At 33.1% G+C, this 25,003-nt stretch carries 30 protein-coding genes, 1 pseudogene and 1 riboswitch; of the genes and pseudogenes, 4 read left to right on the top strand and 27 right to left on the bottom strand.

Going from position 1 to position 25,003, the window contains the following annotated elements:
• Positions 1–61: 61 nt before the first annotated feature.
• From JNUCC23_RS09060 to JNUCC23_RS08965, 20 genes are all read right to left on the bottom strand, one after another.
• Positions 62–1,057, bottom strand: a complete 996-nt coding sequence (locus JNUCC23_RS09060) for a phage lytic cycle repressor MrpR family protein (RefSeq protein ID WP_454215339.1) — start codon at positions 1,055–1,057, stop codon at positions 62–64.
• 2 nt (positions 1,058–1,059) lie between these two features.
• Positions 1,060–2,415, bottom strand: coding sequence for a DNA sulfur modification protein DndB (locus JNUCC23_RS09055; protein ID WP_454215337.1), 1,356 nt, complete (start codon positions 2,413–2,415; stop codon positions 1,060–1,062).
• A 100-nt stretch (positions 2,416–2,515) separates the two neighbouring features.
• A complete protein-coding gene (locus tag JNUCC23_RS09050; RefSeq protein WP_454215335.1) occupies positions 2,516–2,998 on the bottom strand; it encodes a hypothetical protein in 483 nt (160 codons plus the stop codon).
• Positions 2,955–3,485, bottom strand: a complete 531-nt coding sequence (locus JNUCC23_RS09045; RefSeq protein WP_454215333.1) for a site-specific integrase — start codon at positions 3,483–3,485, stop codon at positions 2,955–2,957. The genes JNUCC23_RS09050 and JNUCC23_RS09045 overlap by 44 nt, the downstream gene beginning before the upstream one ends.
• Before the next feature lie 402 nt (positions 3,486–3,887).
• Entirely contained in the window at positions 3,888–4,316 is a 429-nt protein-coding gene (locus JNUCC23_RS09040) for a S1 domain-containing RNA-binding protein (protein WP_403073534.1), read from the bottom strand.
• 326 nt (positions 4,317–4,642) lie between these two features.
• Positions 4,643–4,960: a hypothetical protein gene (locus JNUCC23_RS09035; RefSeq protein ID WP_403073532.1), complete on the bottom strand. Its 318-nt coding sequence runs from the start codon at positions 4,958–4,960 to the stop codon at positions 4,643–4,645.
• 170 nt (positions 4,961–5,130) lie between these two features.
• Positions 5,131–5,220, top strand: a riboswitch (cyclic di-GMP riboswitch).
• A gap of 487 nt (positions 5,221–5,707) precedes the next feature.
• On the bottom strand, positions 5,708–6,229 hold the full coding sequence (locus tag JNUCC23_RS09030) for an AimR family lysis-lysogeny pheromone receptor (protein WP_454215331.1): 522 nt from the start codon (positions 6,227–6,229) through the stop codon (positions 5,708–5,710).
• A 181-nt stretch (positions 6,230–6,410) separates the two neighbouring features.
• The gene (locus JNUCC23_RS09025) at positions 6,411–6,620 is read right to left on the bottom strand and encodes a hypothetical protein (RefSeq protein WP_454215329.1); all 210 of its coding nucleotides are present in this window, start codon (positions 6,618–6,620) and stop codon (positions 6,411–6,413) included.
• Positions 6,621–6,712: 92 nt separating this feature from the next.
• Complete coding sequence (locus tag JNUCC23_RS09020; RefSeq protein ID WP_403073526.1) at positions 6,713–7,405, bottom strand: exonuclease domain-containing protein; 693 nt, start codon at positions 7,403–7,405, stop codon at positions 6,713–6,715.
• A gap of 246 nt (positions 7,406–7,651) precedes the next feature.
• A complete protein-coding gene (locus tag JNUCC23_RS09015; protein WP_454215327.1) occupies positions 7,652–8,017 on the bottom strand; it encodes a DUF1385 domain-containing protein in 366 nt (121 codons plus the stop codon).
• 164 nt (positions 8,018–8,181) lie between these two features.
• On the bottom strand, positions 8,182–8,361 hold the full coding sequence (locus JNUCC23_RS09010; protein ID WP_403073522.1) for a hypothetical protein: 180 nt from the start codon (positions 8,359–8,361) through the stop codon (positions 8,182–8,184).
• Between the two features lie 1,347 nt (positions 8,362–9,708).
• Positions 9,709–10,023: a hypothetical protein gene (locus JNUCC23_RS09005; RefSeq protein ID WP_454215325.1), complete on the bottom strand. Its 315-nt coding sequence runs from the start codon at positions 10,021–10,023 to the stop codon at positions 9,709–9,711.
• Positions 10,024–10,041: 18 nt separating this feature from the next.
• A complete protein-coding gene (locus JNUCC23_RS09000; protein WP_454215324.1) occupies positions 10,042–10,170 on the bottom strand; it encodes a hypothetical protein in 129 nt (42 codons plus the stop codon).
• Between the two features lie 555 nt (positions 10,171–10,725).
• Entirely contained in the window at positions 10,726–10,914 is a 189-nt protein-coding gene (locus tag JNUCC23_RS08995) for a hypothetical protein (protein ID WP_062180652.1), read from the bottom strand.
• Positions 10,915–11,123: 209 nt separating this feature from the next.
• Positions 11,124–11,249: a hypothetical protein gene (locus JNUCC23_RS08990; protein ID WP_454216016.1), complete on the bottom strand. Its 126-nt coding sequence runs from the start codon at positions 11,247–11,249 to the stop codon at positions 11,124–11,126.
• Positions 11,250–11,367: 118 nt separating this feature from the next.
• On the bottom strand, positions 11,368–11,757 hold the full coding sequence (locus JNUCC23_RS08985) for a phage holin family protein (protein ID WP_454215322.1): 390 nt from the start codon (positions 11,755–11,757) through the stop codon (positions 11,368–11,370).
• Positions 11,758–11,815: 58 nt separating this feature from the next.
• Positions 11,816–12,649: a hypothetical protein gene (locus JNUCC23_RS08980; RefSeq protein ID WP_454215320.1), complete on the bottom strand. Its 834-nt coding sequence runs from the start codon at positions 12,647–12,649 to the stop codon at positions 11,816–11,818.
• Between the two features lie 267 nt (positions 12,650–12,916).
• A complete protein-coding gene (locus JNUCC23_RS08975; RefSeq protein ID WP_403074024.1) occupies positions 12,917–12,973 on the bottom strand; it encodes a hypothetical protein in 57 nt (18 codons plus the stop codon).
• 22 nt (positions 12,974–12,995) lie between these two features.
• Positions 12,996–13,235 (bottom strand): hypothetical protein, encoded by a 240-nt coding sequence (locus JNUCC23_RS08970; protein WP_454215318.1) that lies wholly within the window; start codon positions 13,233–13,235, stop codon positions 12,996–12,998.
• 927 nt (positions 13,236–14,162) lie between these two features.
• Positions 14,163–14,819 carry a hypothetical protein gene (locus tag JNUCC23_RS08965; protein ID WP_454215316.1) on the bottom strand — a complete coding sequence of 219 codons (657 nt, stop codon included), beginning with the start codon at positions 14,817–14,819 and terminating at the stop codon, positions 14,163–14,165.
• A gap of 39 nt (positions 14,820–14,858) precedes the next feature.
• Here JNUCC23_RS08965 and JNUCC23_RS08960 point away from each other — a divergent pair.
• A pseudogene (locus JNUCC23_RS08960) lies at positions 14,859–15,360 on the top strand (site-specific integrase); the annotation flags it as partial.
• 533 nt (positions 15,361–15,893) lie between these two features.
• Here the strand turns inward: JNUCC23_RS08960 and JNUCC23_RS08955 are convergent.
• Positions 15,894–17,585, bottom strand: coding sequence for a methyl-accepting chemotaxis protein (locus JNUCC23_RS08955; RefSeq protein ID WP_454215314.1), 1,692 nt, complete (start codon positions 17,583–17,585; stop codon positions 15,894–15,896).
• Positions 17,586–18,403: 818 nt separating this feature from the next.
• Positions 18,404–18,892 carry a MepB family protein gene (locus JNUCC23_RS08950; RefSeq protein ID WP_403073505.1) on the bottom strand — a complete coding sequence of 163 codons (489 nt, stop codon included), beginning with the start codon at positions 18,890–18,892 and terminating at the stop codon, positions 18,404–18,406.
• A 236-nt stretch (positions 18,893–19,128) separates the two neighbouring features.
• Here JNUCC23_RS08950 and JNUCC23_RS08945 point away from each other — a divergent pair, with 236 nt between their 5' ends.
• Both JNUCC23_RS08945 and JNUCC23_RS08940 read left to right on the top strand, forming a co-directional pair.
• Complete coding sequence (locus JNUCC23_RS08945) at positions 19,129–19,389, top strand: YolD-like family protein (RefSeq protein ID WP_403073503.1); 261 nt, start codon at positions 19,129–19,131, stop codon at positions 19,387–19,389.
• A complete protein-coding gene (locus JNUCC23_RS08940; protein WP_403073501.1) occupies positions 19,382–19,744 on the top strand; it encodes a hypothetical protein in 363 nt (120 codons plus the stop codon). Before JNUCC23_RS08945 ends, JNUCC23_RS08940 begins: the two co-directional genes overlap by 8 nt.
• A gap of 82 nt (positions 19,745–19,826) precedes the next feature.
• Here JNUCC23_RS08940 and JNUCC23_RS08935 read toward each other — a convergent pair whose 3' ends face one another.
• From JNUCC23_RS08935 to JNUCC23_RS08925, 3 genes are all read right to left on the bottom strand, one after another.
• Positions 19,827–20,642, bottom strand: coding sequence for an N-acetylmuramoyl-L-alanine amidase family protein (locus JNUCC23_RS08935; RefSeq protein ID WP_403073499.1), 816 nt, complete (start codon positions 20,640–20,642; stop codon positions 19,827–19,829).
• Positions 20,643–20,698: 56 nt separating this feature from the next.
• Positions 20,699–21,013: a phage holin family protein gene (locus tag JNUCC23_RS08930; protein ID WP_454215311.1), complete on the bottom strand. Its 315-nt coding sequence runs from the start codon at positions 21,011–21,013 to the stop codon at positions 20,699–20,701.
• A gap of 185 nt (positions 21,014–21,198) precedes the next feature.
• Positions 21,199–21,585, bottom strand: coding sequence for a DUF1259 domain-containing protein (locus tag JNUCC23_RS08925; protein WP_454215309.1), 387 nt, complete (start codon positions 21,583–21,585; stop codon positions 21,199–21,201).
• A gap of 53 nt (positions 21,586–21,638) precedes the next feature.
• Here JNUCC23_RS08925 and JNUCC23_RS08920 point away from each other — a divergent pair, with 53 nt between their 5' ends.
• Positions 21,639–21,803 carry a hypothetical protein gene (locus JNUCC23_RS08920; protein WP_454215307.1) on the top strand — a complete coding sequence of 55 codons (165 nt, stop codon included), beginning with the start codon at positions 21,639–21,641 and terminating at the stop codon, positions 21,801–21,803.
• Positions 21,804–21,841: 38 nt separating this feature from the next.
• Here the strand turns inward: JNUCC23_RS08920 and JNUCC23_RS08915 are convergent, their stop codons facing one another.
• The gene (locus JNUCC23_RS08915) at positions 21,842–22,222 is read right to left on the bottom strand and encodes a hypothetical protein (protein ID WP_454215305.1); all 381 of its coding nucleotides are present in this window, start codon (positions 22,220–22,222) and stop codon (positions 21,842–21,844) included.
• 153 nt (positions 22,223–22,375) lie between these two features.
• Positions 22,376–24,928, bottom strand: coding sequence for an S-layer homology domain-containing protein (locus JNUCC23_RS08910; protein ID WP_454215303.1), 2,553 nt, complete (start codon positions 24,926–24,928; stop codon positions 22,376–22,378).
• Positions 24,929–25,003: the final 75 nt, after the last annotated feature.

Raw genomic sequence — 25,003 nt, 5'->3', positions numbered from 1 at the left:
TTATCTTTATTGTATGTGATTTTAAATCCTTCTAATTATTAAGGGATTTAAAATTGCTACTTCATTCAAATATTTCTGGATACAAGTCCTTCAAATTTTCTATGTTGATATATTGCCTTAGAGAATGAAGATTATAGCCCAATTCACCATTTCTCATAATTTTTTTCATACCGAATTTATCACCAATTATTTTTAATTCGTCATTACCAAGTGTCTTTCTTTCTATATATAAGTCTTTTGCTAAAGCTATTTTACCTGATTTCTCGATGTTGCTAGCAGTTAAATATGGATAATCAAGAACATCTTTATCGGACATCATTGAAAGCCTTCTAAATATTAGATGCTTACTTGCTTTCTCTGGGTTCACAAGATTATTAGTTAAGGTTGATTTAATTACGTAATCATTATCCACCAAAAGGGCATGTGGTTTCTTACCAGTCGATTGTCCGTTCTTTAATAAATAATGGATATTTTCTTTATCTAGCGCACCTTCGATTATTTCTATTACTTCTTTAGATACTTCTAATGGTCGTTTGTCCCCATCATCATCTCTCAAATTAAGTATTCTATTTTCAAAATCTATATCATCACTTGTCAAATTTAATATCTCAGAAAGACCATCCCCTGCTACCCCTATAAATAAAAGACAAACTATCACTTTATCTTGATAATTAACCAGCTTCTCTAACATTTCACTTATCTCTTCATCTGTATATAAAAGTTTCAATGACCTATCTATAAAATTATCAAAATAAGACATATGCTTTGACGATATTAGGTTAATATTACTTCTTCTATAACCTTTAGGCTCTATTGACCATTCGATGTATTTTCTAATAAATCTCCCGTATGTTCTTGCTGAGTTTGTAGTTTTCGGATTTAACTCCCTCATCATATCTTCAATTTCTTCTATAGTGAAATCAAACAAGTCTTTTTCTTTTAATAACTCTGTTTCAGCACTCTTTATAAAAATATGCTTTATTGTATCTATTGTACTTTTATTATCATATTGACTTAAAAATTGTTCCTTTATGTGTTCTTGATATAATTCGGCCACAATTATTCAATACCTCCTGCAGCTTTAAACTTATTCAACTCAAGATTCCTGAAATACATTTTCACCTTCGGTTTAGCAGTACTTACAAAATTTTTATTTTTATCTAGAACTCCCACTTTTCCCCAGATTTCATTATCTCTAGTTATATTTAGTTCATCTATTATCTCTTTAAGATTTCGAATTTTAAGTTTATCATCCAACATTTTTCTTGCTAATATAATATAACCTGCGAACATTATATTTTCACTAATCAAATTCCTATCTTTTCCTAGGTTATCTACAAATTCCTCCGAATAAGTCCCAATTAAATGATCAAAAAATTTAGTAAGATACTCACCAACTTCTTCCGCATCTAATTTGGTTTTCATTTGAAATTCTTCATCTATTGTATCTGCTAAAGTATTATAAGAAACAACTTCTCCCAAAGTTGGCTTTGGAGTTGAGGTCTGCGATACTCTTCCTTTTAAATCAGATTCTCTCATTAAATGTCTAACAACCATATCTGATTTTCTTGATTCCTTTAATGCTTCTATATGTGTTTTTGAAATTGGATTGAATGTACTTATTTGAGCTAAATGACGTTGAGCTTGTTTAGTGTTAAAGTTTTTTATTGAAATAATAAACTCATGTTCTATTTCAGGATTAGATTCTAATGCATTAATTATCCCAAAGATTCGATGCATCCCATCAACAATGTCCAAGAATGCTCCATCTTTAATAATCAATTGCATTTTTTTAGCATCATACTCTAACTCTTCTCCGTCATCAGCAGTACCAACTAATGCGTTAATAGTTATAGTCGTTTTCTCTAACTCACCTTTTAACGCTGCTTGTGCAATTTCATCTACAGATTTACTATTTAAGTTGATTACCTTTTGAATTGTATTATTTCTTTTTACTTTAATATGCTCTCTTTGAGTATCAAAGTTATACCTTAACAGCTGATTATCCATTAATTGTTTTATAAATTTACCATTCCAAACTGTAACAAAATTCTCAGAATCAATCATGATGACATTATTTAAATATATAGGAAAATCAATCATGTTAATGCTACTTAATAATGAATAATCAAAAGTTCTAGCCACTTTTAACTCTTGTTTTTCAAATATATTTGTAGGATTTAAACCATCTAACATTGTTTCTAAATAGATTTCTTCAGTTAATAAACAAAGAATTCTCAGATCTAATTCCGGAAGACTTTCTTGAGGATTAGCAAAATATCTCTGTACTGCTCCAGGAGGAATACTGTACGCCTTCAATCCTGTTTTAATATTTTTAACTTTCTTCTTATCATGTTTTATCTCTAATATAACATCTTGCAATGTATTTTCTAATTCACTTCTACTTGCTCTCACTAAATAGTGCCACCCCTTTAAGCGTAATCTTATAAATATCTATTGATAATAATATACAGTCTTTAAAATTCAACGTAAACAATAATTACATATTTTCCCCTTAATTTCTTAGCTCTCTATTTTGATTTTCTTTAATCTTATTATTAAGTAACAGCACAAAAGATTCATCCATCTCACTTAAAGCATCCAATAAACTCTGATGACTAATCTTCTTGTGCAAATCTAAATCTATATCTTCAGTAAATGTAATTGCTCCATAACCTTCCTCCTGAATATATCTAACTGTAGTGTTAAAATTCTTATGATTTGCAAATCTCATAGTTGTAAAAGGATCTTTAGTTAACTTATAAAAATTACTGCTGACAGCTTTTCTAATACTCTGAATAACAATGTTACGTTGTTTAGGAAAGCTCATTTTCTTCCTAATTCGATTGAACACGCTTACAATACTATCTGAAGATATATCAAATACTTTTTCTTGGCCTTTATTTAAAATCATTAACTCCTCATAAAACTTTGTAGAAATCTCTTTTCTAAATTTAACGTTTCCTATACCACTTATCAAAACACTTGAACCTTCCATATGAAAGGCAATCCACTTTAAATTTAGTAGCTCGTCTTTTCTTAAAGCAGCATTTAATCCCAGTAAGAAAGAAATACTTTTTTATAATGCCCTTCTCTCTTTCCTCAAGAGCTAAATCAGACATCTGCTTTACTTCACTAACTGTCAATATGCCGTGTCGTTCAGAATCATCTGCCTTATTTTTTATCCGTTTCAAGTAACTGATGTCATTTTCAATTTTCTTTGAGTGTAAATACTCAAGTAACGACTTCACACTAGACACCTTCCTATTAATGGTCGCATTGGCGTATAGTCCTGACAATTCTAGAAACTCTATAAAGTATTCAAAGTCATCCAGTCTAATATTCATATCTTCTTGCTTTAAAAATTTAATATCTTGGTCTCTAATTATTGAAAAGTAATCTGTTACATCTTTAGTATAGGCATTACTCGTTTCATTGCTTTCGTATTTATTACTTTTAGGTTTCTTTTGATCTAAAAACCTCATTATTTGCTTATATACTTCTGATGAATGTATTTCCGGAATGTTTTTTCTGTAATCTTAATTTTAATATCATTTAGATTAGCTTTCGATCATTTCTTTTTTAACTTTAATTTGATTGTATGTACTCCACTTAGGCGAATGCTGAACCACATGGTTTAATATTTCCCCATCTTTTAACATCATGATTTATCTTTCCTCCCAAGTATTCTTTGTACAAACTCATTATACAGTAAATTTATGCAATAACTAGTTTATAGTTAATTTCATAAATTTATCTTTAAAATTATATTCAAATATAAAACAAAAAAAGATTGTGAATTTACACATATAAAAACCCTTGTTAAATAAGGGATTCCTTAGCTGAATTCACAATCTTTTAAGTTAAAATCGCTGTTTTATTATATGTTAACCTCTTCTTCCGCCTCTACCGCCCCGTTTGGATTCGGTATTACGTTTAAGCGATGATAAATTTTCTTCGCTGGACTTTAGAAATTTGGACATTTTATCATCAAAGGTTTCTTTTGGTTGGAAATTACTTTTTGGACGATTATCAGTTTTACGGAATGGTCGCTTAGTATAAGTTTCACGCTGTCCTTCAGGTCTATCAATGGTTTGCTTTATCGATAAAGCAATCTTGCCTTCTTTTTCACTTAAGACTTTTACTTCAACCTGATCTCCTATTTTAAGATGATCATTAACATCTTTTACATAACTACCTGCAACCTCACTAATGTGTACAAGTCCGGTTATGTTTCCTGGTAACTCTACAAATGCTCCGAAATTAGTGATTCCTGTTACTTTCCCCTGTACCTTGCTGCCTATTTCGATTGACATTAAAATAATTTCCTCCTAAATGTATCAATACTTCATTAATCAAATTAATTGTATGATCTATAATTATACCACAATATATAGCATTCTGACACAACACTTTCAAGATGAATGAATCATTTCTCTATTTTCCATCCTTAAGCTTTTTGCCTCAGAAGCATGATCTTTGCAAATTTCTATTGATTTTTTTATTTCACATTCAATGCTGGAAACCTTATCTTCGGTTAGAATACCTTCTAGATAAACTAGCATATACTCTAGATGCTTAGTAATCTGATCTTGTTGAGCTTGTCGTTTACTTATTCGTTTAACATTGCCATTATTTAATTTTATTTTTTGACGTATTGTCTAATCTTATGACTGTTCTCTCTATCCTCTGCATCAAGCGTAATGTCATATAGCGTAACTAATTCGGCCTTCTTTGGTTTCATAATAAGCAAAGTTTCCCCGTTTATATAATAATCGAGTGTGTCACGGCGACTTGGAGCATAATTTTCAATTAATAAAATAGATTCATTTATGAATTCCAGTATTCTGTAGACAACTTCATAATAATTATCATTGATATATTTTTGTATTTTGCAATCATCGCTAACTCCTATTACTTTTTGTACCAACCTGTACATTACATGATGGTCGATTTTCATTTTATCACCTCACATTCTATTATAATATTCCGTTAATTTTTCTAGCAATATCACAAACCTTCGTGCAACTGTCGTTTATTCATAAAATAAATGTTTTATTCAGGAAAATCTAGTGCCTACTGAGTAAATAGAAGTAACATAAATTTATCTATTACTATTTACCTGTGATACAATATATGTGGCAAATTTTATGAAAGTAAAAGACGCAAAGCCACGGGTCTAAAGTGATATCTAATCACCATGACAGCCGGGTTACCAAGTTTATCCCCTTTCTAATTTGCCTGAAAATTAGAGAAAAGAGGGCGTGTCTTGCATTACCCCACAGTTGTATTGAGTAATACCAATGAGATACACATTGTAAAAGATGAACACACTTGTATTTGCGGAGAAAAATATAACCATTTTTTAACTTTTACAAGATCTGACTTAAGAAAGATTAAATTCAAAAAGCTTGATAAAGTTGACTGTCCGCTATGTAAAGTGCTATTAAAAAAAGATTTTCAAGTTTAAATTGCTTTGACACCTCTCTATTTGGAGAGGTTTTTATACTTAATCATTTCGATTAATTCTTATATTTCAATCTAACTCATCATTCTTAATCTTTTCATACAAATCTCTACCGCAATAAGAAAGTATTTCTCGAATACCCATAAATTAATGTATGATATAACTTCGTTCAATTTAGCAGTGTAGACATTCTTTAGGTAACTTCCTTTTAGATTGTCTATTTCAATAGCACCTCTTTTGTTATCTCACATGCCATTTTATGATTCTCTTATAATGGTAAATGTAGCATTTCATTATTTTCACAAAAACATTCAAGTATTCGTCCTTCACTTTTAAGTGAGATACATCATTTAAGAATTGATTTTTATCTAGAGTATAAGAATTAATCAGCCACTCATGCTGTAAATTATGGACTTTAGCCCATTCTAGACTTTCTTTATTTATTGTTCCCAACATCCTATCCAATAGCTGTCTAAAGGCTTCCATTCGTCTGTTGCAGGATAGATATTCCAAAATTTGTCTAGCAGTCTTTTCATTTGACTCTAATGTCATAGCGTATCTTTCCATAATTTCTGTTTCCCGATCTGGGAAAAGATGTTTTACTATTTTAATTAATCTGTCAAAATCTTGAATATCACGCTTAGGATCATCCAACCATTTGATGAAACCACTTGTAGATGCATACCCAGCAAGCTTTGATAGAATGGTTTCATCATTCAGTTGTAAATTTCTTATGTAGAGTTTAAAATCAAAGTATTTCAATGCTAATCACCTCAACAAGTATATTTTCCCTACTAGTACCAAGCGTGTTCATTTCCTATGATAGTCCTTGACTGGAATATCTGGAATTAATTTCCTAACTGTAATTAATATACCATGTATCGTAAAGTTCAACATTATTTATTATGTAAATTTATCTTTATGATTTTAATTATTTTTCTTATTAAATAGCCTGTACTTTCTCCTGATATTCGTACATAATGAAGCCGTTTTGCTCAGTAAATTTTACATTATTATTAAATGCCAATATAAGATTATACTTGATTTTCCGTTTCTCTCTTTTGTTTCTAAAAGGTAATGATCCAACAGTGACACGTTTTTCTAATTTCGGCTCTAAATCATATAAGCTATCTGTATATCTCGACTTCCTCATTAGTATATCCTTCTAGTTTTATAAATTCACCTTCATATGTATTTTTACTGCACACTCACAAGAAGAATATGCAGCATACTTCCTTATAAATTTCATGTTTTATCAAGTACCATCATACTAGTTATACACTCTGTACAAGTAAATCCTCTTTTGTTTTCCTTAATCAATTGAAATTCCTTATAGAATTTTTCAATTGAACATATTTTACAACGTTTATATATCGGACACCTAATTGAATAATTAAATTCAGCAGAGTTTCGTTTAAGTCTTATTTTATCAATGTGCTTAGTCATTAACATTGCGGTGTGGATTGCATCATATAAACCACTGTGGAAATTTCCTTGTACAGCGATATTTGATTGGTTTATTGCATCCTTTAGTTTCATTTGGTCTCGGTTAACAAGTACATTGGATATATTCGGTTGAATGTCGTTATAATTTTTTAACCATTTTAAGGTGATACCTTCATTTACGCACTCATTTATTAAGAATAGCTTATCTGAATTCCCCCAGCAGCACAGATAATAGTCTTCGCCTATCCAGTCAATGAATCTATTTAAGGCTCTTTTGGGTGTTACAGCAGTCTTTATATCTGCTTCAGTCATCTTTATCATTTTTATCGTTGCTTTTCTTATACCGATATGAGGCATAATGTATACCTGAAAAGTATCCAACACTTTCATATCTTCTAAACATACTTTAACTGCGCCTATCTCTACTATACTCGTAGTTTGACCTTTTCTAAAAGTCTTATTTAACTCTAAATCAAATATTATAGCATTCACTAATTAGAACTCCCCTACTTTAATTTAAAGTAAGTATAAATAATAAGCTTATTAGCTCCAATTGTAAATAGCACTGACCATAACTCCGAATGCAATGCCTCTTTTATTAAGAGTACATATCGTCAATTATTTTTTGTATTTTAAGCATCCTAGTAAATGCAGCTAAAGATACTTCAATATGTTTCTTGTCTGGCTTTGAAGTAAATAAAGTATATTGTAGAAAATACCCAATTAAATAGACAGGTTTTAGTAATTTTTTAATAACTCATTCTCTATTTGGATTAGCTCATATACGATTGCCCATGACATAATGTATAATATAAAATAGTTTATTTCTTTTGTGACGGGAATAAAAATCAACAATACAAAAATAATTACTATAAAAGATACAAAATTTGTACCACAGTTCGCATAAACTCTTGACTGTTTCAAAGCATTTTTGACATTTAATTTTTCATTATTATCATAACAGTTTGCCACCATGTGCTCAGCAGCATGATATTTTGACAATGGAGTGAATCTTATTAATAAAGCACCGAAAATTAGGATTGATATTATTAGTTGGTAAGGTATGTTTATAACTTCATTATTAACATCATCCCGGAATATCAATAAGTATGCTACAGTTAAAGTAATAAAAAGTATTACTGTTCTAAATATTGTTCTCAGCAGCGCCCACAGCCCTCTTAAAAAAGGAATTTTACTAATAGTATAATCAATATCGAATCCTTCATTTTCTACATATATTCTTTTTATATCCTAGTAAATCTAAGATTTTATTGATTGCTTTTCAGATTTAACCATGCACCAAAATCAGCAAAAGGTGCTTCACAACTAATTTCTACCTTGTTAGTCTCATCAAAAGTTAAATATATAGCCTCTATTTCATTACCATTATAAGTAAACTCTACATTAGTTAGTTTTTTATTAATATTATTCAAAAGAAGATTGTTCATAACGTCCCTCCTTATCCTAAACTTTTTTGCTTAACCTGTTCGAAGAATTCCTTTAGAAGTAAAATTTCTTCAGGTGAGATTCCACTGTCTTCGAACATATCAATGACAGGTTGCCACTTTGCAAAAATCTCATTACCATAATTGAATTATTCATTATTTACTTTTTCCATATCATCATCATACTGAACATATCTATAAACTAAGAACTCACTTTGTACTGATGCTCTCCGTGGACTATACGTATAAGTGGAAGCTTGCATAAATAGCAATTCTTTTTTACCACTAAACGGTAAATAGAAATAATAAACGGGCTTTGGATATGACTTTCCAGCATATACATTTAAAAAATCAGGAAAATCCTCTGCACGTATGTTTTCATCAATTGGTTCGACAAAAGCATTATCTATATCAACTACTATATTTTCAACAGTATATTTCTCCTTCGCATATTGAATAAATGATTCTTTGGCAACGCCTAGAATCTAATTTTATTCCAATTTTTGAATTTTATCTCTTACCTGATTTTTAATACTTTCTAAATAACTAGATAAACTATTTCTAGTAAACAGCAAGTCAGGATTATATCGCACAACAATAATCCTTTTATTTCCAGTTAAGTTAAATTGATTAATATATTCAAACTGACATTAATAAACTATTAACTTTCCTAACCCTCCTATATTGTACTCCATCTCTCACATCAATCTCTACAAAATTACTGAATATTTCGCCTATTTGTTTAGTCACTGTTCTGATGTCACCTTCTAAATAACTATTAATAAACTCTATAGCTTCACATTCTGTCTTAATTGTTTCAATCGGCTTTTAATTTTATACATTACTCTGTCACATGCATATTTAAATGACGGCTCAGCTCGATTGGAATATCCCTCTGATTCTAATAACTCGCAAATATGTTTACGTGATATTAAGAATTCACACCGGATGAGATACGGCATCTTTTCAAGTTTGTTAAAATCGTAATAGCCTCCATTTCTATTTTCAATTACTACTTCTTGAAAGAACTCTATATCAAACTCTGCTGGATAAATATGGGATTTAAACTGTAATTGCCCCTTAATACCTTCCCAATGTGTATCCGCTAAAATTGGACTTTCCCTCAAAATACGTTGGTCTGTTTGAATTTTGAATCCCCTCTCTTCAAGTAATCCAAACACTTTATTTAGAAGACTTTTTCACCGTTCGAAACTGTAATATTCGTACTATTTACATCAGTATGATAAGTTTTTATATCCATATTTATCTCCTTTCTCTACCGTACAATTTATTTCTAAATTCTATGAAAATCGTGATTTAATTGTAATTTTATCTATTTTAATATATGTGTTAGTCAAATTTAACAGTTGTTCCAATTAGTTTTGTCATTCTCTCAAAATCAGTCTTATTTGCTGCTGTTATTTCCTTATACGGATGTTCCACATATCCAATTACACCTTTCCTACTCAGTAACATTGAATATGGTCTATTGATATCTCGACCTTTGCACATCTTACCCTTGTCATCTTCGTATACATAATCATCACGTTCAATCACATCTATACGTATTTCGTGAGGCCTTTTGATTGTCTTTGTCTCTATTTTCCCAGTATGTACATGAGGAGCTAAATGCTCCTCTAATTCATCTACAGTCATTACTATCATGATTAATAATCCTTTCTGTTATATAATTTCACTTTCAAACCGAATTTGTTTATTCACAAGTTCTTCTTCTAATACTAGTCGTGTAATCCAAGAAGCTGCAACTATACTCTTGTTCTTCCCGTTCTCTACCCACTTAATTAGATACATCCCCTTCAACCTCCAAGCTTCTGTAGTGATTTTCAATTCTCATTTGTAGTTCAATATCCATATTAACCAAGTTGTATTTCGCGAGTATATTAAAGGCTTCATTTAATAAATTTATGTTCTTAGTCATTTTATGCACTCTCTTTATTGAGTTGTTGCTTCTTATTTTCATTATATGATCGATTGCTATATATTATGTAAAGTTATCTTTAAACTAATAAAACAATTACCTCAAACAATTCCAGATTATCATTCTCCCTCTTTATTACCATTGCTTCATCTTCAGGGAATACATGAGCACGATCATAGTTTGATACTTGAGTGTTATTTGCTTTCAGAAACACTTGTACCCGGTTAACTTAGTTGAAACAACGTCTAAAATTACGTATTTTTTCATAGTTAAATTCTCCCCTTTATTAATTAGATTTTATATTGTCATTGAGTGAAGATATAAAGCTATCTAATTTATATCGTAAATAATCTTCATATCTTCACTAATGCCTCACCAATCGGGTTAGTGATTCAATAAATTCAAAAGCTGTGTATCTATCTAACTTCTCAAACAACTACTACATTGACCTCAATCAATTCCATGTTATCATCATGTTCTATTATATTGAATGCCTCTACTTCAGGGTATACGTGAGCATAGTCAAAGTTCAAAGTTTGTGTTTTATCTGCTTTTAGGAATACTTGCCTCCCTGTGATTTGACTCGAATTATTATCTTTAATTATGTATTTCCTCATGTTAGATTTCTCCTTTAATCAAATTGTTGGATTTTGTATATTCATGTCGACACCAATATAATACCATAGTACCATGAGCATTTTCTAGTACTAAATCTGATTATTTATAATAATTAGTAATTTAAAATAATATTAAAGTATACTGAATGTAACCACAATTTATTTTCTTGAATAGTTGTTTTAATAAATGTATCTTTAAAGTAGTTATTTTATTGCTGATAATTTTCGAATTGCGTACTAAACAACTTTAACTGACTGTCATGACCTGTATAGTTTTCATCAAGATATTTTTTCATTTCTTTTGAAATGTCCAGAACGATGTTTTTTTCTTGCAGTCCGTTTGCTACCCCACCCGAATCTTTCCCGCTATGTCCTGGATCAAATTTTTTTTACCATCGTTATCACCTTATATTCTTATTTATATGAACAAAAAAAGCCATCCGTGTGGACAGCTTATTTTGCTTTTCCTTTTAAAACAAGAACTGCATTTTTAATTTGCGATGGAACCGGTAATCCTGTTCTACTTGCATTTTCTAAAATTGATAAAAGTTCATTCGCTAAATAAAAGTAAATGGCTGCGTCTCTAATAAGATGATTCTCACCAATTGCCGTATCAATTAAATGAGCGACAATTGCGAATATCATCACTTTCTTTGCAATACCCCTAAATCCAATCTTGCTTGAAAGTTTGCCTTCATACGCTGATGCAAGCAATCCTTGCATATAATCGATTGCCACAAATACCAATAGAATTTGAAACAAAGTATCCCCCCCGAATAAATAGCCCGTAACGCCTCCTGCTAATGTGGCTGCTACTTTGAAAAATACGTCTAATCTCTCCATCGTTTCTCCCCTTTACACATAATAAAAAGCCGCCCGATTGGACGACTTTTTTATTTTCTTATTTGATAAAGTCAATAATATACTGCCCTTTGCTTGAACCGTCTTGGGCGATCACGTCTATCCACGATACATAGACATTAGATATTAAACTTGAATCGGAATACTCATAATTATCATCGCCTATATTATACATAAATTTATAACTTTGGGTTGTTCCGTTTTTAGAATTAATAGCTGCTTTAATATCACTGACTTTTGCAGTAGATTTGACTGAAATGAAACCAATTGAATTGTTCACACTGACTACATTTTTGTCTTTAGTTATTATTCTACTTTCAGAATTTACTGGTGCAAGAACTCGTACACTTTCCCTCTTTCCGGGTTCTGTTAAAGTCACAAATACGTTTGATAATGATGATACATCTGATAGAGAAATAGCAGCTCTGTATATTACCTCGCCGTTCTCATTTAATACCGGACCACGTCCATTTTCATCATCATATGATTCAGAAACCTTCTGACCTAAAATATTACCACCGTTTTCCATAGCATATAATTTCACTGTGAACCCCTGTGGAGCGTAAACGAAAATCTCATCCGTACCTACAGTATTTAATACTAAGATATCTCCTGAGGAAGGATTAGTTAATGGCAGAGTTACTGTGACAGTAAAAAACATATCCACAGTTCCGCCATGATTATCATTTGCAGTGACAGTTATTGTTGTAGACCCTGCGGAAAATCCACTAATTTCCATATCATAACCATTGCTAGATAAAGAAGCAATTGCAACTGATGGATCACTTGATTCAAACTTGTACGTTAATGCGTCACCATCAACATCCTCGAATCGGTTGCCTAGTGATGGATATGTTAATTCCCCGACATTCAAGGTCGCTCCTTCATACTGACTTATAATAGCTGGTGCATGATTGCTATTCTCATCTTATACCCAAAGGCTTTATAACGAGCCCTCACCGTGCAGGCGACTTTCATCGCACACGGCGATCCGTCAATAATAGTACTTTTTGCTTATTTCCCCAAAATTAATTATAAAGAGAAATAAAAAAATGTCACTCTTTATTTTCTGAAACTTTCAACAAATCAAAAAGCCTACACTGTGTACACTTTGCCTGTAATAACCCCATATTCATCTTCATTAATCCAATCCAGCCTGGACAAATACTTTCATCTGATTGTCCGTATATTTGCCCATATCATAATATCGTTTAATTGAGTTATACATTTGCATTCGCCTCCATCATTACTAGTCTAAATAAGAGCTCCGAATTTTCATCTTGCAATGACATAATCGCCATATCTTGCATTGCCGTTTGGAACAACATAGCTGCACTATCATCCAGTAAAGGAAGAATAGGTGATTTAGCCTTTTCTTCTTCATTTCGGGCTTGAAGTTCTTCTTCGGTGATTATCCCATCGCCAATTAGTTTCTCAATAACCCGTTCAATAAATGACATTTTTTCACACTCCTAATCCTTTTATTTTGACGTACAACTCAATGATAGATTTGACGTTGACACCACATCGTTAAATGCGGACTTAAACGATCCCTCCCAACTCACAGGAACACTCACTGGATTCACCGTATACTTTTCTTTGTCGGCGATGTAGGTGTGTACTCGGCTGTTGAGTCGAATAAACTGCTGACCACAACTAATCTTTCATTTCCGTAGGCAGTAGACTCAGATACTTTCGCCCACCCATCATTAGAACTGGCAGTACAATTAACAATTGGGTTACCGTTTTTATAAGCATAGAATTTTTAATGCTCTTTTTTGTAAAGAACTGCCATCAACAGTGGTCTTATTTATATTATAATAGCCTCCCGACATAATGGGGGTTGTCTTCTCCCGCACAATATCACCCTCGACTAAGTGGTTAATGACTTTCGTAACAGGAGTAGCCATCACGTATGAAAGCTTATAAGTCGTGTAGTTCGGTGCTAGATTAGCTTTTGTATATGCAAGGGTTTGCGTTGGAGCATCTGAACCGTCTAATAGATTTCCATGCAGTAAGCTTACTTACCCCGTCTGCCGTTTTGACTTGCCAGCCGTTAAACTAACTCTTAATTTCGTCTGGTGTTGGATTATAGGTTTCTACGAATCCTGAGTCAGTGTTGGATAGTGATATTACAATGAAGTTGTTACTGAATCCATACATGTCCGGCTGAATTCTGTTATTATCTTCCAATAGCTTGCTACCGTTATATTTAATCAATCTAGAAGCAATAGAATTAAATCCAATTAAATACTGAAGATTTTATATCCTGTTTTTGTGGAGGTTAATCTCCACGCCAAACTCCCATCCAAAACTAAATCCGCAATCTCTTTCCGCAAAATCCAATTCCCATCCTGTTTAAGTAAACTATCTTTTTTATCGCCAATTTATCCTAGTTTGACGTTAGCGAATAGGTAAGATGGATTTTTTGGTACATATGGTTTTGCTTTGTCGCCTAGTGTTAGCATAATATTTGTGTATGTTTTCTTTTGTAAAGTTGCGGTACTGTTTGTTGCGTAGATATAGAATAAAATTTCGTTCTCATTACCTGTATTGAATGTTTTAGTTTGTGACCCTATGCCGTCATAAGATGCTAAACCATTGCTGTCACTTCCTCTTCTAGCGCTAATTCTAAGTGCGTCTATACCAGAAGTATTATCTGCTTCCCAACTTAATGTATAGTCTGTATTTGTTTTAACTTTATAGCGCTCGGAAATTATATATTTTGATAAACCATTACCCTTTATGACCAATTTTGTAGGTGTTTGTTCTACAATTATTGCGGAGAACGGTGTTAAAGGACTTATATGGTCAAACAAATTCACACCTTCTGCCATCACGGAAACGCCCTGTAAATCTTGCTTACCCTGTACACAAGGATATCTCGATAAAACAGTATTTTCATCGCAATTTACAAGTATTTTGTCATATTCGGTTTTGCCGACTTCAAAAAGTGGAAGCCGTGGATCGTGTAAGATTGCTTCGGGCTTGAGTTCGATTTCGAGCTCAACATTGTCGGTTGCTATCGTAGATGGGACAACCACCCTAGGACTACTTTCCCCTGTTGGTTCAGCGTAAGCTAGGAGATGGACTTGAAAGAAAAAACAATCAATATTAATAAGTCACTTGATTTCCAAGAAGCATCTAAAAACCCTGACGAAATGTTTGGAGACGTTAAAACTTACCATTCTAAACGAACCATCACAATTAGTCAGGGACTTGCTAATGATCTGCATTTCCACAAGAAATATCAGAATCAAAACCGCATTAAATGATAACTATCATTTTGAATATAATCTTGTTCTTTGTCGGAATGACGGAGATTACATGCCAAAATCAAGTCTGTTTAATTCCTTTGCCTGAATATTAAAAAGGACTGGTCTCCCTAACTTACCAATTCATTCATTAAGGCACACGCATGCCTTATTACAATTGGAAGCCGGAGCTAGCACGAAATAGTTACAAGAGCGTTTAGGCCACGGAAGTATGCAAATAACTTCTGATGTCTATTCACACATTAGTAAAAGTATCGATTTTGAAACTATGAATAAATTTGAGGAACATTTGAAAGATGTCCTTGAATAATTTTTTTAAAGCAAAACCGGGCAAAAATCGGGCAATCACAAAAATAGGCGGAAAACTATTTAATTGCCCGATGTAAAAAAAAGCCCCGATACTAGCCGTATCAGAACTTTTACCTATTAATACATGTTCATGTATTGTTCGCGTTCCCATGGGTGAACTTGCGTGCGGAACATATCTTCGACTTTCACAGAATTTCATAATGGTACATAATTACTTAATTTATCGTGATTTATAAAACCTATTTACATCCTTCATTCATTCTAATTCAACTATAAACTTTTATTTGGTGGTCAGATAGTGGTCAATTATACTCCATTCCCGATTTCCTTTAAAGTTCATTTGTAAAAAGGCCTTGTAATCAATTGGATATTCCACAATCGCGCCCTATAATTGAATAACGGAAGCTGCAATCTCTTCAATAGAATCATGATATTTTAGAATTTGAGAGTAATCTACATATATCAATGAATTTGATATCTTAGATTTTTATTCTCGCTTTTTGGCGAACTACTCTCTATTTTTATATCATGCAACTAAAGCTTAAATTGACGAACTAATCTATTAAGTTTTTCAGCTAATTTCGCAAGGTCATCAGAACTGTTGGTTACTTCTTCCATCGAGCTGCTTATTTGTTGAGACGAGGCAGAGGTTTGTTCTACTCCAGCAGCTGTCTCTTCCGAAATAGCTGCAATCTCTGAGATAGAACCATTCATTATTTCACTGTTTGATGAAATACTTGATAAGTTCTCAGATACCGTTTTAATACTGTTTACCATTTCTGTTACAGCTGAGCTGATTGAAGCAAAGGTTTCTCGAGTCGTCTTTATTTGGGTTGTTCCTTGCTTAACTTCGTTATATCCATCTTGTAATGATGTCGTTACTAAACTGGATTCATATTGTATACCAGCGACAATGTCAGTAATATCTGCTACAGAACTAGAGACTTGTTCAGCAAGCTTTCTGACTTCATCTGCAACGACGGCAAAACCTCTACCGTGTTCTCCTGCTCTGGCAGCTTCAATTGCTGCATTTAATGCTAGGAGGTTGGTCTGGGCAGCAATTTCTTGAATAATCGAAACCAAATTCGATATTTCTTGTGACTTAACATCTAAACCTTGCACTTTATGTACTGCATCTTGCACGATTTGATCAATTTTAGCCATTTGCTTGTTGGATGATTCCATTAATTGACTACCTTCACTAGTCATTTGGAAAACTTCATTTGAGGCTTTTTGAATTAGCTCTCCATTAGAATTAGCTTCTTGAACTGAAGTTGAAAATAACCCCATAATGTTGGCCAGTTCACTTGCAGTTCTGGCTTCTGATTCAGTACCGGCGGCTAATTCTTGCATAGTAGTGGCAATTTGTTGAGAACCAGCGTTCACTTCATTTGCAGATTGAGTTAACTCTTCACTTTGACTTGTTATTGATCCAGAGGCTACATTGATTTCACTTAGTAATTCACGAATATTATTACTCATTTCATTTGTTGCAACAACAAGCTGACCTACTTCGTCTTGTGACTTTGTTTCTAATGGTTCATTGCTTAGATCACCACTTGAAATTAACTTCATTCGCTCCATCACTTTTATGATTGGTTTTGCAATAATATTGGAAGTAATCAGTGCTGCAGCTACACTAACCAAAATAACCAAAATTGTTACTATCGTGGCTACAAATAGTGTTTTTCCCCCATTTGCTATAATTTGACTCTCTGTCTTATTAATCGAATCTCGACTTTTATTTGCCAGCTCTTCATAACCAACCATAATTTCACGTACAACCTGGTTTTTTTCTGCTAGATTTTGTCGAGCCAATTCGATATTTCCTTTGTCATACTCTTCGAATACTTCTTTTGCAACAAACTGTCGCCACTCAACGGTCTTTTCGATAAGTTGGTCAAATTCCTCGGAAGCCCCTATCTCTCTAACAATTGCTTCATTACGCTTACCCTCTTCTGTATATTCATTAAATCGATCTTTATAATCACCACCATATAACACGTAACCACGGGCTGTTGATATTCGATTCGCCATAGTTCTAGCCATTTGTTCATTAGCAATTAATAGCGGCACCTCTTTCTCTACAATATTTTTAGCTTCCTCGTTACTCTTCTTAATTGCCGAAAAATTATAAATTCCAAATAGAACGACAAGTAAAATAACTAATGAAAACCCAAATAACATTTTCATCTTAATACTTTTAAAATTAAATCGTTTCTTCACTTCTTGTACCTCAATTTCTTATAGTTTACATTCCACGGTTGTTCAAAATTGCCTAATGTACTAGCTTACTATTATTTCCTGCTTCAATTATCTCAAGGGTAAATTCCACACTATTTTTTAAATTGACTTACCAATTTCATCTAAACTTGTTGCGCTATTATGATAGCTAAAAATTCCCAAAATTAACATCGGTACAATCAATAAAAGAATTATATGAAAATGAGTTTCGCTTGAATGGCTGAAGTAAGTTTAAGTGGTTTAAATTTCATTAAGTTGACACCTTTCTTAGTAGTTTATGAAACTATTCTTTTTTTATAATACTTGAAATTTACCACCCAACTTATATCGGTTACTTATTTCAACTTTCAAGCCAATTATGGGTAAAAATAATTTGTTGGTCACGAACATCTTTCTGTGATTGCATGATACCATATAGAACTCTAGGTCATAAAAGAGTTTTTTTATGAAACTATTAAATAACAAATCTGCTTCGAATGATCAGCATCTAAAACCTCTTGCTGTCTCTTTCTTGGTATAGAATTACGCATGAATTACCCCTTTTCGAATCCGTGGTTTAGCAGCTGATAAAATGCTGGCTTTTTGTTGGTTTGAAATAAAGTTCGATTAAAAATTAGTTTAAAACATTGATTTCATAATAAAAGACTCTCCTACATTTTGAACAAAGATTGATCAAAATGTAGGAGAGTCTTTTTCTCTGTACGAGCATTTTATAAAAAAGATTGCCAATTTCGGCAGGCGAATCGTTAAAGAAATCCCCCAATTGCGAATTTGACAGTAGCTCTCCTTAAGATCGTTTTTCATAATAAATACAATTTCTTTAATTTTTCAACTTCAAAGTCATCTGATAAATCAATAAAATATTCTGTTTGCCATGATTGAGTCCTGGCAGCATTTGTATTCAATTCAGTTACCCAACTTGGATAAACTCTAAGTGCCATTTTTCCTTTCTGCTTAGGACTCTTCAATATTCCATATTTAAGAAGCACTTTTTTAGGAAAAATAAATTGCCCCCGCCTCTCGTTATCTATGACAGATACGATTAATTTTTCTGGTGAATTCTCATAGCTATAAGCGTGATTGATTCCCATAGTATCTTTTTCCCAAAATGCAACAAAATATCCCTTCTTTTTAGGAGTTAATTTAGCAAGTCTACTTCTGTAAACGTGTTTATTTATTATTAAAAGTAATCCCTCATATTCACTATTTTGGACTTCTCTTTTTAGAACACAGTTCTCTATACTTCCAACCTCATTCATAATATCTCGGAACAAACTTTCAGATTTCATTTTAACTCCTCTCTCCTATACATCCATCATTTTTCTTACACTTAACAAGTACCGAAATATTCATACCTTTTTTTACAAATAAATAATTAAAGATAGCATGAAAAACCAGTTTCACTCGATCTTTTAAACTACTTTCTTCGCAACTTTATTACAATCATCTTATACGAACGATTGTTTGATTTCAAGTTGTTTCCGAACGTTCGTTTGTATATAATAATAAAAAAGGAGATGATTGTTTGATAAGAAGTGAACTTTTAAAGAAGACGGTATTAGACGAGCAAGTATTCAAGCAAATTGGTATTGCAGTAATGGAGTCACTCAACTACACGTTGCCAGTTCGTATCACCTTCTGGAAGGCAGATAATCTCGTCAATAATATAGGTATTGTGGCCAAAGTGGATAAGCAAATGAAATATTTAATACTTGATTTATTAAGTGGGGAGATTAGGATTGATCTCGATTGTGTAGTAGCTGTAGAAAGGTATAACCATGACTAGGATTCCTGAGAAAGACAGAGAGTTTATAGAAACAGCTTTGTATTTATCAATGCTTCTTAAAATACTGGAACGAGATAAAGTTTTGATTGAACAAGGATCTTTTAAAATAAAATCACCCTATGTGGATATAGTTGAGAGTGCAATTACGGCTGTACGGAAGGATTTAAAAATTGCCAGGGACCATTTGTGTAAGGAAAAAATTAAACTAGAAGAAATTAAAAGAGATGCTGATTTCACGATGTATTCTTTTATATACAAAGACGTCGAAGAACATCACACCTACTTTAATCCGCGCTTGAGGAATAGAACTGAGGAATTGTTAAGGATTTATTTACATAAAGGTTCAACAGGATAAGCCCCTCTCGATTAAGAGAAGGGCTTTCGCATATGAATCACAGGGGTAATCATTATTTTCCCCAAACCAATTCGTTCTAAACTTAGGCTTCTGCAACATACACAGTCCACCCGAATACTTTTCTGATTTCTTCAGCATATCCTTCAGCTACTATTTTACTCGTTAATGTACCTGTAATAATACGATAACCAGGGTTAAAGTTAGTGCTTTCAGGTACTTCATAAAGAAGCCAGTTGTACTTTTCGGACAGGCGCTTTTTGCCTTCGACCAACGCCTCGGCAGTCGGAAAGACTCCAGTTTTTAATCTATATTTCTTTGTATCAGTAACTACATTTGAAACCACTTGCTTTGCTGGTAAATTCAAATACTTCGCAACACCTCTCGCATATGCTGCAGCCATATCCTTGATGAAATTATTATTCTTTAGCAACTCAGCATCTTTGGAGTCAATATAAGCAATTTCCGTTAATACTGCAGGCATATTAGTTTGACGAACAACAGCAAGATTACCTTGTTTACTGTCATCACCATGGGGGCCTAAACCGTATTTTTTAGCAGTAGCAAGAGCTTCAGCATTAACTAAGCTTTGTAATTTTACAGAACCAGCACTTGGTTTAGTGTAGATATAAGACTCGTAGCCTGTACCACCACCAGCGTTCACATGATTGGAGATAAACACATCAGCATTAGCCCTATTGGCAATATTAGCTCGTTCAGATAGTTCTATAAAGACATCGGTATTCCGTGTAAGTGTGGTTTCATGATCTGTATAATTTTCATCCAAATACTTTTTCATTTCTTTTGAGAGATCAAGAACGATGTTTTTTTCTTGCAGGCCGTTAGCTACCCCACCCGGATCTTTCCCACCGTGTCCTGGATCAATTTTTACTTTTTTCATACTTGTCACCTCTTATTCTTATTTATATGAACAAAAAAGCCATCCGTGTGGACAGCTTATTTCGCTTTTCCTTTTAACACTTGCACCATCCCTTTTACTTGCTCCGGTACGATCAGACCTGTGCGCCCTGCGTTTTCGATGATTGATAGTAACTCATTCGCCATATAAAAATAAATGGCTGCATCTCTAACAAGGTCATTTTCTCCTATTACTCTATCGATAAGATGAGCAACGGCAACAATAGCAAATATCATTACCTTTTTCGCAATGCCCCTGAATCCAATTTTACTACTTAGTTTCCCTTCAACAGCCGATGCAATTAATCCCGATAAGTAGTCAATAGCAACAAACACTAATAGGGTATTTATCAATGCTTCCCCCCAAATAAATAACCTGTAACGCCTCCTGCTAATGTGGCTGCTACTTTAAAAAACATGTCTAATCTCTCCATCATTTCTCCCCTTTCTGTATAAAAAAAGCCGCCCGATAAGGACGACTTTCATGTGATTTATTCAGGTCAAACTACTAGACAGTTTCCACCAACTAATGACCTCAGTTAGTTCCTTAACGCTTTTCTTACTTTTCTTGCAAAAACTATCGGATCAGCAACGTCTTGAATATTAACGTAAATCAAATTAGGATCATCAAATAGCCACTCATTGTGAACAGAAGAAACTGTTATTCCTTGTTCAAGAATTGCAGCAACGAATTTATCGACTTCCTTTTGTAGGAGCGCTACCCTACCTAGACACAATGCCCGTCCAGTCTTATTATCTCTTGATTCGAATGAGAAAGAAGTTGTTACTCTAAATCGTTTTCTTAATATAGTTACATCTAATTCCTCTCGATTTATTGTTACCACGCATTTTCCACCGGCGAATCCCTCTTGGCCCCCTATAATTCTTGCAAACTGTTGACAAATTGATTCATCATTAATCTTCATAAATTCGTTCCCTCCCGCCACTATTAGGTTATGAATTTATGGATAGTTCCGAAATGGACAAGAATCCAATAGATTGCAAAAAAGGTTGGTGGAAAACTAACAAACGTATTCTTTGCCATTTGCTGCATAAAAAATACACCTCGATGGGTGTTTTCGTTGTTGCAGATAATGTTCCTGATGCGAAAGAAAAAAGCCAACATAACAACGTTGACTTGTAATCCCTTTATAATATTTTCGAAGTTCAAATTATCATATATCAATCTTCTTCTATTTCTTCAACAGATATATCATGTTCTCCTAGATAAATAGGCCCGTTTGCAAGGTCAATTCTGATGGGCCATTCATATGGAATTGCTAAGCGTCTCGCTACACCACTCCAAAATTTACTCGAATCGGTTTCAAAGTCTTGAAAATCTTTTAACAGTTCTTTATAAGACACACCGTCAAACTGTATATTCATATCTTGTAATCGAATGAAAGCCATATGTCTAATTTCCAGTTCTGCTGCCTTTTCCATTTCTTCTTTGGTTGCTTCTCCAATAATGGTTCCTGGTGGGGGTAAGATTGTGTAGATATTATCTACTTCAACTTCGGTTCCTTGTGTGGGAATCATTTTATTTCGAATCCGATTAAGCATAAATTCAGCTCCTACTAATTATTTTCTATTATATATTAGCCTATTTTACTTAATTTTAATACTAGACCGTAAGTTTAATAGTAAATACCTATTGATGAATAATTTCTTCCTGATGTGTAAGAAAAACCCCACCAAAGGTGAGGTTTAAAGTAATTAATTTGTTACATTAAGTTTCATTACCTTAGACACACCATTAATTGTAACTGTGATATCAAAAGTACCTACATTCTCTAAAGTTTTTGTACCAAATTTAAGCATTAACCAAAATGGATTATCAGGATATTGTAAAATGTCTACGTTTGAAATTGTAATAGTTTGACCATTATTTGAAATCATTTCTGCAGTTAAATTAGTGCCTGCATGATTATTTGAAAATGCATATTTGTCATTAATATCAGCTGTAAAGGAACCACCCAAATCAATAGTGACAGTTGCGTCATTAATAGGTTTTTCAGCCTTAACAGTTGGCCATAAACTATTTAATGCACCATCATTGATATTAGTACCAACTGGGTACGTATATGACGTGCTACCATAGTTATCCTCTAATTTAAATGATAATTCAAGTACTTGATTTGTTGCTTGACTTAGAACAGGGATTCCTGTAGTTTCTCCTGAATGTGCTACAGGGGTTACTTCAAAGAAAATATATTTATTTCCATCTTCTGCAACTAATGTATATGAGTTTGATGTAGCACCACTAATTGCTGTTTTGTTTGTACCTGTTTCATCATCAGCACGGTACCATTGGTAAGTAGATGTACCTTCTAAATCACTTTCATTGTCTGAATAGGTGTAATTTCCTATTAAAACTTGTCCTTCTTTTGCTGTTCCGCTAATGCTTACATTTGTTACAATTGGTGCTTGGTTGCTATTCTCGTCTCCATCGTTTCCGATATCTGGAGTAATTATCACAGAGATAATAGTTTCATTTATACCGCCATGTCCATCGCCAACTGTAACTTTAAATCTTGCAGTCCCTTCAGCAACCGGATGAATTGTTGGTAATGTAGTAGTTTCTCCATCGGTGATATCTGCAATTTCTTTATTTAACGCTTCAATCGAATAGGTTAATATATCATTCTCATCTTCATCTGAAAATAATCCCGTTAAGTTCATTGTGCTGTCAACACCTACCGAAAAGTTTTGGGCCAACCATGCATCATTTTTGACAGGAATATGATTGTTATCCCTAACTGTAATATTATTATGCATTGAGTAACCTAGACTTTTTTTATCCTCATCAACATATATAAATAGAATTTGATAATCTCCAGCTGAGCCTAATTTTAAGTTAAGAGGTGTGATATTAGGAATAGAGAAGAAGTATTTCGAGTCATAACTGGCCACTTTTTTCATTATTGTATAAATATTTGAATTTGTAAATGTATCATCCATTGGTGTTGCCCAAGAAATAACTTTGCTTGCACCTATTACATTAAAAGAATTAGGATCGACTAGTAAATGATATCTAAAATTAGTACCACCAGTAACAGCTATTCCTGCAGTTATTTCTTTGTCAAGAGTAGCATTTACATCAGTAACCATATCAGCAATTTTATTAACAGTATTTAATTCTAAATTCTCTGCGTTGCTTATTACATCTCTATAAACATCTAAATTTCCCTCTATGGTTGAGACTAAATTCCCTAATAATGCGGAGTTAATATCATTTATCGATATTTCGCTTGCATCTCCACCTTTCATTACACCATCAATCTTATTGATTGCTAATTGTTGTGGAGATAAAGATACATTTAAGTCAAATGTTGTTGTGGTTACTCCGCCTCTTCTATCATCAGCAGTTAATGAAATTGTACATGAACCCGCACTAATACCTGACACATATAAATTATCTCCATCTAATGAGACAGTAGCAACATCAGTATTAGAAGAAGTTGCAGAATATGTTAGAGTGTCACCATCACGATCTGTAAAAACACTAGCAATATTAAGTACGTTTAAATGTTGATCAACAATAATTGATTTTGCTTCAATCAGGCTAGCAACAGGAGCATGGTTTTGTATTGGAAGTGGTTTTGGGTCCGGATCGGGTGTCGGAATTGGTTTCTTTATTTCATCCTTAACTTTAATAAAAGTTGCAGCCACCTTAGCAACCTGTTCTCTCGTAGCATTGCCTTTAGGATCGAATTTCCCATCCTTTTTCCCACTGATCAAACCAGCCTCTACAGAAAAGGCAATAGCGTCTTTATAAGAATTAGAAATACTTCCGTTATCATTAAATGTAAGCTTTGAACCATAACCCGTCACGTCTACACCTAACGACCTTACGAACATGACAGCCATGTGTTCCCTTGATAAGTTGGTACCACCTTTAAATGTTCCATCCGTATAGCCCTTAATATAGCCAGCTTTTACTGCAGCTTCCACATATGGGAAGGCCCAACTAATTGTAGGTACATCACTAAATGTAGCTACTTTAGGTGGATTAGAAATATCCAATCCATTAGACAATACTAAAATTTTCGCAAATTGCTCTCTGGTTAAGTTCCCAGTAGGATTGTATGTTCCATTGCCAAATCCGCTAATAATACCTGCTTGTTGCAAAGTATTTATCGCATCTTTTGCAAAGGAATTTTCAATATCCGTAAAACTGCTAGTCGCTGCATACCCATGAGTTGGTAATACTGGACTCGTTAGTAATACAGCGCTCACTACTAGCCCTGCTATTGCCTGTTTTTTCATAAATGATCCTCCGAAATCAATATAGAGACTATTAGGACTAATGTACTAATTATCTCTACTGATTTATCGTCACTA

This window comes from Peribacillus sp. JNUCC 23 (assembly GCF_053653995.1).
The sequence above is the reverse complement of the archived record's forward strand: the minus strand, read 5'-3'. Positions and strand labels throughout refer to the sequence as shown.